The sequence below is a fragment of the Deltaproteobacteria bacterium genome (genome assembly GCA_021737785.1).
In the GTDB taxonomy this organism is placed as follows: Bacteria; Desulfobacterota; DSM-4660; order Desulfatiglandales; family Desulfatiglandaceae; genus AUK324.
In genome coordinates, this window is the sequence record JAIPDI010000029.1 from 66,952 (window position 1) to 74,467 (window position 7,516).

At 53.2% G+C, this 7,516-nt stretch carries 8 protein-coding genes and 1 pseudogene; 1 reads left to right on the top strand and 8 read right to left on the bottom strand.

From position 1 onward, the window contains the following. Nucleotides 1-138: 138 nt before the first annotated feature. Nucleotides 139-327: a hypothetical protein gene (locus K9N21_14930; GenBank protein ID MCF8145208.1), complete on the bottom strand. Its 189-nt coding sequence runs from the start codon at nt 325-327 to the stop codon at nt 139-141. 45 nt (nt 328-372) lie between these two features. Here K9N21_14930 and K9N21_14935 point away from each other — a divergent pair, with 45 nt between their 5' ends. Next, the gene (locus K9N21_14935; GenBank protein ID MCF8145209.1) at nt 373-534 is read left to right on the top strand and encodes a hypothetical protein; all 162 of its coding nucleotides are present in this window, start codon (nt 373-375) and stop codon (nt 532-534) included. 275 nt (nt 535-809) lie between these two features. Here the strand turns inward: K9N21_14935 and K9N21_14940 are convergent, their stop codons facing one another. The 7 genes and pseudogenes from K9N21_14940 to K9N21_14970 form a co-directional block, all read right to left on the bottom strand. Further along, entirely contained in the window at nt 810-2,261 is a 1,452-nt protein-coding gene (locus K9N21_14940; protein ID MCF8145210.1) for a transporter substrate-binding domain-containing protein, read from the bottom strand. Nucleotides 2,262-2,472: 211 nt separating this feature from the next. Continuing rightward, nucleotides 2,473-3,501: a cytochrome d ubiquinol oxidase subunit II gene (gene cydB, locus K9N21_14945; protein ID MCF8145211.1), complete on the bottom strand. Its 1,029-nt coding sequence runs from the start codon at nt 3,499-3,501 to the stop codon at nt 2,473-2,475. Nucleotides 3,502-3,665: 164 nt separating this feature from the next. Then, the gene (locus K9N21_14950) at nt 3,666-4,970 is read right to left on the bottom strand and encodes a cytochrome ubiquinol oxidase subunit I (GenBank protein MCF8145212.1); all 1,305 of its coding nucleotides are present in this window, start codon (nt 4,968-4,970) and stop codon (nt 3,666-3,668) included. Between the two features lie 67 nt (nt 4,971-5,037). Then, the gene (locus K9N21_14955) at nt 5,038-5,478 is read right to left on the bottom strand and encodes an Rrf2 family transcriptional regulator (protein MCF8145213.1); all 441 of its coding nucleotides are present in this window, start codon (nt 5,476-5,478) and stop codon (nt 5,038-5,040) included. Between the two features lie 318 nt (nt 5,479-5,796). Further along, on the bottom strand, nt 5,797-6,198 hold the full coding sequence (locus tag K9N21_14960) for a GNAT family N-acetyltransferase (protein MCF8145214.1): 402 nt from the start codon (nt 6,196-6,198) through the stop codon (nt 5,797-5,799). A gap of 146 nt (nt 6,199-6,344) precedes the next feature. After that, nucleotides 6,345-6,569, bottom strand: coding sequence for an HIT family protein (locus K9N21_14965; GenBank protein MCF8145215.1), 225 nt, complete (start codon nt 6,567-6,569; stop codon nt 6,345-6,347). A gap of 282 nt (nt 6,570-6,851) precedes the next feature. Further along, a pseudogene (locus K9N21_14970) lies at nt 6,852-7,382 on the bottom strand (DUF6064 family protein). Nucleotides 7,383-7,516 lie beyond the last annotated feature (134 nt).

Genomic DNA, 7,516 nt, shown 5'->3' on the forward strand with positions numbered 1-7,516 from the left:
TTGTTTCCAAGTTTCGCTCCGCAATAGAAAAGGGGCGTGGGAACTTCCGTCCCACGGCCCTTTTTTATTTTTATTTACCTTAAACAAAAAGACCGGGGGCCCCCCGGAGGGGCCCGCGGTCTTTGAATTTCGATATCTTCAGACTATCTCAACGCAGACGGGCGCACCTCCCTGTTGAAGCTGCGCCACCACCAGTTCCTGAGATCCATCGCTGAGATGTGTCTTGTGTCTGTATCCATGGTGTGATTCATATCCCTGCTCAAAAATAATGTCAAGAAAAAAATCGAGTCCCTTGGGAGTATCCGAAATTGCTCCCACGGAACCCATATACGGACCGTCGCTCCTCCAAGGCCCCCACCCCTGCCTTCGGCCATGCCAAAACCACCCGGTCTTGTGGCACTTGAGGAATTTTATGCTGTTCTGGACATCCCCCTCTTCAAAGGCGTGTTATCCCTGTTTCCCAAAGATCTGGTTCATGCGCATCAAAAGGCCCAGGTCTCCTTGGGCGCTCTGGCCATGGCCTCGTGGACTTGAATTCAGGGCGAGTACTTTCATGGCATTCTCCTTTCTATTACAGCGGGGTCTCAGAATTTTTGTGCAGTGCTCATCTCTTAGCCTGACGCATCATCAGCGGGCTCAAATGATCTCCAAACGTCCAAAAAAAATACCTCGTTCCGAGGGGAATGCGGTGGAAGTCGCTTTGCGCCACGCTTTCACACGGCCGACATATTGGTAGCGTTAGGAACTTTCTTATCTCTGGATACATAATGACCCTTCCTGCACGATTTTTTCATAGGCCTCATATCCCCTTAAAGCAAATCGGTTATATCAGCGCCGGGAACATATTTTTTGTAAATCCGCTCGAATGTCCCGTCATCCTTAATGGCCTGAAGCGTTTGCCGCCACAGGGAGACCGTCTCCTGCGGAGTGCCCAGGGAGAGGGCAATATAAAAATAGGTGGTCATGACTGCATACACCGGCTCTATGTCGTCCATGGTGTAGCCGGCCTCTTCAAGGATTTCCGGAGTCGTCAGATCCGTAAACACCGCAAGGTCGACCTCGCCTTTGATGAGTTTATCAACGGTGCCCGTTGGCAGCGGAGAGCTGACCAGGTTTGTGAATCCCTCTCCTTCAAGGTATTGCTCTGAAAACCAGCCCGTTGTCGTGCCGATTGCCGCAACCCTTTTTGCGTCGTCAAGGCTTGTCACAGTGATGCCTGATCCTTTTCGTGCATAGAAGCTCGTGATATTGTGGCCGATGGGACCGACCCAGTTAAAAAGGTCTTCACGCTGCCCCGTCCGCTCGGTGCTGAACAGCACCACGTTCGGGTTTATCAGGGCCATTTGGTATGCGCTTGACCATGAGGTCATACGGATACGGGTGGGAACGCGGTTGCGGAAGCAAATCTCCTTTACCATATCTGTTGCAAGCCCGGTTACCTCACCGTCTTGCATAAATGTGACCGGGGGGTAATCCTCGGTCATGAGCTGAAGGACGCCGGGAGGCGTTTCATCGGGCAGCCATCGGGCGTATATGCTGTCAAACCTGCCGCTCCTTTTAATCCCGTCCAGCGCAGCCTGCCACGCCTGGATCGTTGCATCCGGAACATCTTTTGAGAAGGCAATGTAGACAACATCCATGGACAGGTCGTAAACCGGTACAAGGGCATCGGCGTCCGCACCCAGCTGCCGCAGCAACTGGGGCAGGGTGACATTGTTGTACGGCATCAGGTCGGCCTCGCCGTTCAGCACTTTCTGCCCCGCCTCTGCTCCGCTTGCCCAACTCACCAGGTTGGTGAAGCCTTCGGCCAGAAGCTCCTCCTCCATGTAGTAATCCTTTACGGTTGCAATGGCACCGACCCTCTTTGCATCGTCCAGGCTTTTAATCGAAAGAGGGGTGCCCTTGCGCGCATAAAAACGCGCCTCAACCGTGGCAAGGGGGCCTACCCACTTGAAAAGATCCTTCCGCTCCGCCGTCATTGCCGTCGAGAAAAGCCCGGTGTCAGGGCCCTGCTGCGCCAGCCGGTAGCCGTCAGCCCAGTCTACCACCTCAATCGAGGCGCTCCGGTGCATGGTTTTCAGCAGCTCCTTTACCACTTCAACCGATAGGCCGGTGAGGTTTCCGCCATCAGTATAGTTCAGCGGCGCATATTCCTCGGTTAGCAGCCGTATTCCCCCGGGCTCATCCCCGTCTGTCCCACATCCCAATCCCCAACTCAGGCCGACAAGCGCTACGGCCAGCAATGCACACAGCCTCTTCATGACAGGACCTTCCTCTTGATAAAACCTTCCATTAAGATCGGCAAAGTATAGACACCGCGCACTTTGGGTGTCAATACATATCAGGTTGATGCAGAAGGCCGGCGACTTTAAAAGGACAGCGACAGACCAGGAAAAGGAAAAAATCACCGAACACCGGGTTAACCCGCCTGCCTCGCACTGAACAGGGCAACAGTCAGATGGATGAACCCTTTCAATACGCCTCCTCCCGGGCCAGATCATCCTGTTTCACCTTGTCCTTAAAAAGGTTGTAGGCCCATCCCTGATAGATGAGGACAATGGGTACAAATATCAGGGCCAGCACCAGCATGATCTTGAGGGTCATGGGACTGGATGCGGAATTGTAGGCCGTCAGGGTGAAATCCGGGTTCAGGCTGGAAGGAAACATCCTGGGAAACAGCCCGATGAATCCATAGAAGCAGGCCCCCACAATGGTCACGGCGGAAGAAAACCAGGCCTTCCAGTAGGTTCCCTTACCCAGGAAAAAGCGGATGCCCAAAAGCGCCAGGACCGTAATGAGAATGAAGACAGAGAGAAAGGGATGGGCCAGGTAGTTCCCGTAAATGTCAGTGGATATGGCTGAAGCCGCCAGGAAGATCACGGCCACTGCCAGGAGGACAGACCACGCCCCTTTGGCTGCCTTTACGGCCCGTTCATGAAGTGCCCCATCGCTCTTGATGGCCAGCCAGATGGCCCCGTGAACCACCACCAGGAACACAAAAAGGACACCTCCCAAGAGCCCGTAGGGATTGAGCAGGGTGAAAAGGGTCCCATGGTATACGCCTTCCCCGTCAATGGGGATCCCCCTGAAGATATTGGCAAAGGCGGCGCCCAAAAGCAGGGCGGGGACCAGGCTCCCAATGAACAGGCAGCTATCCCATAGCTTTTTCCACCCCGGACTGTCCATCTTGCCCCTGAACTCGAATGAGACCCCCCGCAGGATCAGTGCGAAAAGCACCAGCATGAGGGCTGAGTAAAGGGAACTGAACATGACTGCATAGACCAGAGGGAACGCCGCGAAAGTGACGCCGCCGGCCGTGATGAGCCATACCTCGTTTCCGTCCCAGAGGGGTCCTGCAGCATTGTAGATCACCCGTTTTTCCATATCGTTCTTTGAGATGAAGGGGAGGAGAATCCCCATCCCCAGATCAAATCCGTCCGTAATGAAATAGACGGCCCACAACAGTACCCAGAGAAAATACCAAATTGCCTGAAGATCCATTTTCATTACCCCCTTGTCTTTTGGGATTTGAGATTGCCGACCCGCCTGCCCCGTTCATCTAACATGCACTCCCCGCCTGCGTCACTTTTTCCCTTTGCGTCCTCGGAATTGGGGGCAGGTCCGCATGTCGGGCAGGTTTGCGATTGAAAAGGCGCCACACACGGTCAATTGGCGGCCGGCCCCTGTTTCACATGCTTAAAGATGAGCCAGTACCCCGCCGCTCCTAACAAACCATAAATCAGGATAAAGGCCGTCAGGCTCACCGCTACCTGAGACGGGGCAATGGGTGAGACCGCATCGGCAGTCCTCATGAGACCGTAGACGATCCAGGGTTGCCGGCCCACCTCGGCCAGGGTCCATCCCAATTCAGCCGCAATATAGGGAAGCGGAATAGAAAACAGCATAACCCTCAGGTACCAGGGGTTTTCCGTCAACCGTTTTCGCAGGAACCAGCCCACAAGGGTGGCAAGGGCGAAATAGAATCCCAGGCCCACCATAATCTTGAAGGAGGTAAAGGTGATCAGGACCGGGGGCCGTTCATCCACCGGAAAGTCTCTGAGCCCCTTGACCTCGGCATCTGCGCTGTGGAATGCCAAAAGGCTCAGCATACCGGGGATGCGGCCGATTTCAATGAGGTTTTTCTGGTTTTTCTCATCCGGAAAGGCAAAGAGGTAAACGGGTGCGTTCCGGGTGGTTTCCCAGTGGGATTCCATGGCAGCCAACTTGGTAGGCTGGGTCTGGGCCAGATCACCCCCGTGGTAATGACCTTCGAAGATTACGAAAAAGGAGGAAATGAGCCCCATGACCAGGGCCATGCGAAAGGATTTTGTGAAGAACGCCACGTGCTGTTTCTTGAGGAGATGGTACGCACTGATCCCCATCACAAAAAAGGCACTCAGGATGTAAGCAGCCCCCACGGTGTGGAAAAACATGAGGATCGCGAACTTGTTGAAGGCCACCTCGGCAAAGCTCTCTAATTCGGCCCGTCCGTTCCGGATGATATACCCTACGGGGTGCTGCATCCAGGAGTTGGCCGTCAAGATCCACACCGCCGAGCCCGTGGAGGCAAAGGCGATGAGCCACATGACGATGGCGTGGGCCCGTTTGGATATCTTATCCCAGCCAAATATCCACACCCCCAGCAGGATGGACTCCAGGAAAAAAAACCCCAGGGCCTCGATGGCCAGCAGGGATCCGAAGATGTCTCCCATGAACTCGGAATAGCGCGACCAGTTGGTCCCGAACTGGAATTCCAATGTGATGCCGGTAACCACCCCGATCGCGAAATTGATGAGAAAAATCTTACCCCAGAAACGGACCATTCTGAGGTAAATCTCCTCGCCGGTACGCACATACCGTGTCTCCATGACGGCCAGCAGGACAGAGAGCCCCAACGTGAGCGGTACAAACAGAAAGTGAAAGGCCGTTGCCGCAGCAAACTGGAGTCTCGATAGAAGCAGTACATCCATTTTGAAACCTCCTTCCCTCATCCCTTGACATTGTTGACGTCTAATTGTTCATATCCTGAACCTCCCTTCATCGGAGGGTGTTGTCCATGTAAGGGCGGGCGCATGTCCCTTCCTCCAGCAGTTTCGAGAAAGTCGCGTTCCCCAGGCACTGCCTCAACTGGGTTCTGGCCTGATCCCATACCCGGTGGACAGCGCAATGGGGGCTCCTCCTGCACGATTTGGGGTCCATGATGCAATCGTTCAGGAATATCTCACCCTCTACCGCTTCCACCACATCGAGGAGAGTCAACGATTCAGGCGGCACCCGGAGACGGAATCCCCCCCTTGCGCCTTGAACGATCTCGATGAACCCCGCCTTGGCAAGCTGCTGGGCGATCTTGGCAAGAAACTGCTCCGGAATTTCCATCTCCCGTGCGATTTCCCGCCGACCCACCAGCTGGCCCTTATCCTTTCCCGCTATAAACAGCACAGCTCGAACCGCATACTCCCCTGCACGAGTCAATCGCATAGAGCCTTTCTCCTAAATTATATAAATAAGATCTTTTTTATCCGATATAATAATTTTCGACTTCTGTCAAGGGTTTTTTTTGGTTTACGCGGTCTTTGGTGGTGGTCTATTATTGGTTGGAGTTTGGCGAAGCGTCGGTTATCCAGACCGGTACCGCTATATCCGATCCGCTCCGGAAGGATTGCGATGCGGGATGAGGCGGCATTTACAAATGGGCGGCTCCATATCTGTGACGTGGAAGACCTTTTAGGCGACCGTCAATGATGAACTAAGAAATGACGCGGCCCTAAACATGTGTCGATGAAGTCTCGTCAAAGGTCACAGATCAAACGGGCCATTATCCGGGGCGATTTCCTTTTCAAAGTTTGGGTCAGGCCATTCATCGAGCAGCCTGAATCTACGTTTCTCATAGGCACGCTGTGCCGGGGTATTACCCATGTAGATCGAAAGCTGTGCCTGGCGATAGCCATTCTCTCGTCCCAGATCGAGCACATTGTCCAATAACCTGTCGACAATTCCTTTTCTACGAAATGCGGGAAGCGTCGCGACGCTGTCGATCACCCACGCCCCTTTTACGGAGGGTGGAATGCACGCCGTGATTCTTGGAGGTCCCCCGCCGTCCGTCTTCTTCGCAGGGGGCCTGCCCAGTTTTACATGGACTTCGGGCAGGGCTTCCATGAGCCCGGGGATAGTCCAGAATATCCGGATCGTAGCCGCCAAGCCCTATACAGGACCAGGTAACATATAGCAATAAGAACTGCAGGGAAGTCCTGACATAACTGGCACGGAATGCTTTTCTGCTTTCGGAATGGCCCCTTCCGCTGTTACGGCCGGATCGATGAAAAACGCTGCGAACCCCTATCCCCCTATCGGTAGCCCTTTTTGCCTGGGATGACCCCGTGTACACCGCCTCTCGGATTCAGGGTATCGCCATCCCGTCTTGGAATCAGATGAATATGGGCATGCATGATGGTCTGGCCTGCGAATACGCCACAGTTGACGCCGATGTTGAATCCGGCGCCCGGGATTATTTTCCCTGATTTGTTCTTGAAGGGTGAGAATAATCGCCTCCGGGTCCCCCCTTTTCTGATTCTCCATCAAAAAGAGGGGTATCGTAAGTGAGGGTGGATTGTCAGGGCTGGGTGAATTTGGCACTTTTTGGGAATAGATGAGAGGAACCGGACTGGGCAGCGATCATAAGAAACGCATATTTTCATGCCCGTCCCCATTCTCACATGAAACAGCCTAGAAGCTGGCTGACACGACTCGATGAAGTGATAACAGGTGAACGTTCGGATATACCTGCGCGGCGAATACCACCATTTTCAACGTCTCACTTTCATTCCATCCATTGCTGAAATGATTCAACCCGTTCAGACGTGGAACAGACACACCCTATTCTTGTCACGTATTACCACCATTGAAGTGCCTATCAAACCTGCCAATAGAAGCCCGAAGTCTTCATAAATGCCAAAATTGATGGCCGCACTGAGACCGACAAAAGACCATAACAGGGGAACGATCAGCATCAACTTTGGTACACGCCTTTGGGTCAGAAGAAACATTCCATAAGTGAAAATGGTCGTCGGGCAAGGGGCCACACCAAGCAAGGGCGACCGGGGCCAGCCATGCCCAACGAGCATCCCCAGCAGAGGATAAACTGCAAATCCATAGATGATGAAAATAGCTCCTGTAATAGAATAAACGTCCCTGGAAATGCTAAAAATCAAGTTATCCTTAAATACACCCTGCCAGAGAAAAAATATCCCTTGAAGAATAAACATGGCGCCGAAGACATAAGCTCCTTTATTAATGGGTGTAAAGAATGCCAGGTGGTACAGGCAACCGTTAACAAACCACATAATGGCCAAAATGGTACTGATTGTCTTATCACCATATCTAGCAGTCTGTCGGACTTACTATCTGGCTCTGGCGCGAGTCCGGCCGAGTCATTAGCGGTCGACCGAGAAATGGCCTAAAAAAATGACATCGGGGTGATTTTTCCCTTGCTTTTCCCTTTGCGGTTCGATACAATTTA

Coding starts and splice junctions, on each gene's coding strand:
- K9N21_14930 (MCF8145208.1), bottom strand. CDS start 327: ATGGGTTCCGTGGGAGCAATTTCGGATACTCCCAAGGGACTCGATTTT.
- K9N21_14935 (MCF8145209.1), top strand. CDS start 373: ATGCCAAAACCACCCGGTCTTGTGGCACTTGAGGAATTTTATGCTGTT.
- K9N21_14940 (MCF8145210.1), bottom strand. CDS start 2,261: ATGAAGAGGCTGTGTGCATTGCTGGCCGTAGCGCTTGTCGGCCTGAGT.
- cydB (MCF8145211.1), bottom strand. CDS start 3,501: ATGGATCTTCAGGCAATTTGGTATTTTCTCTGGGTACTGTTGTGGGCC.
- K9N21_14950 (MCF8145212.1), bottom strand. CDS start 4,970: ATGGATGTACTGCTTCTATCGAGACTCCAGTTTGCTGCGGCAACGGCC.
- K9N21_14955 (MCF8145213.1), bottom strand. CDS start 5,478: ATGCGATTGACTCGTGCAGGGGAGTATGCGGTTCGAGCTGTGCTGTTT.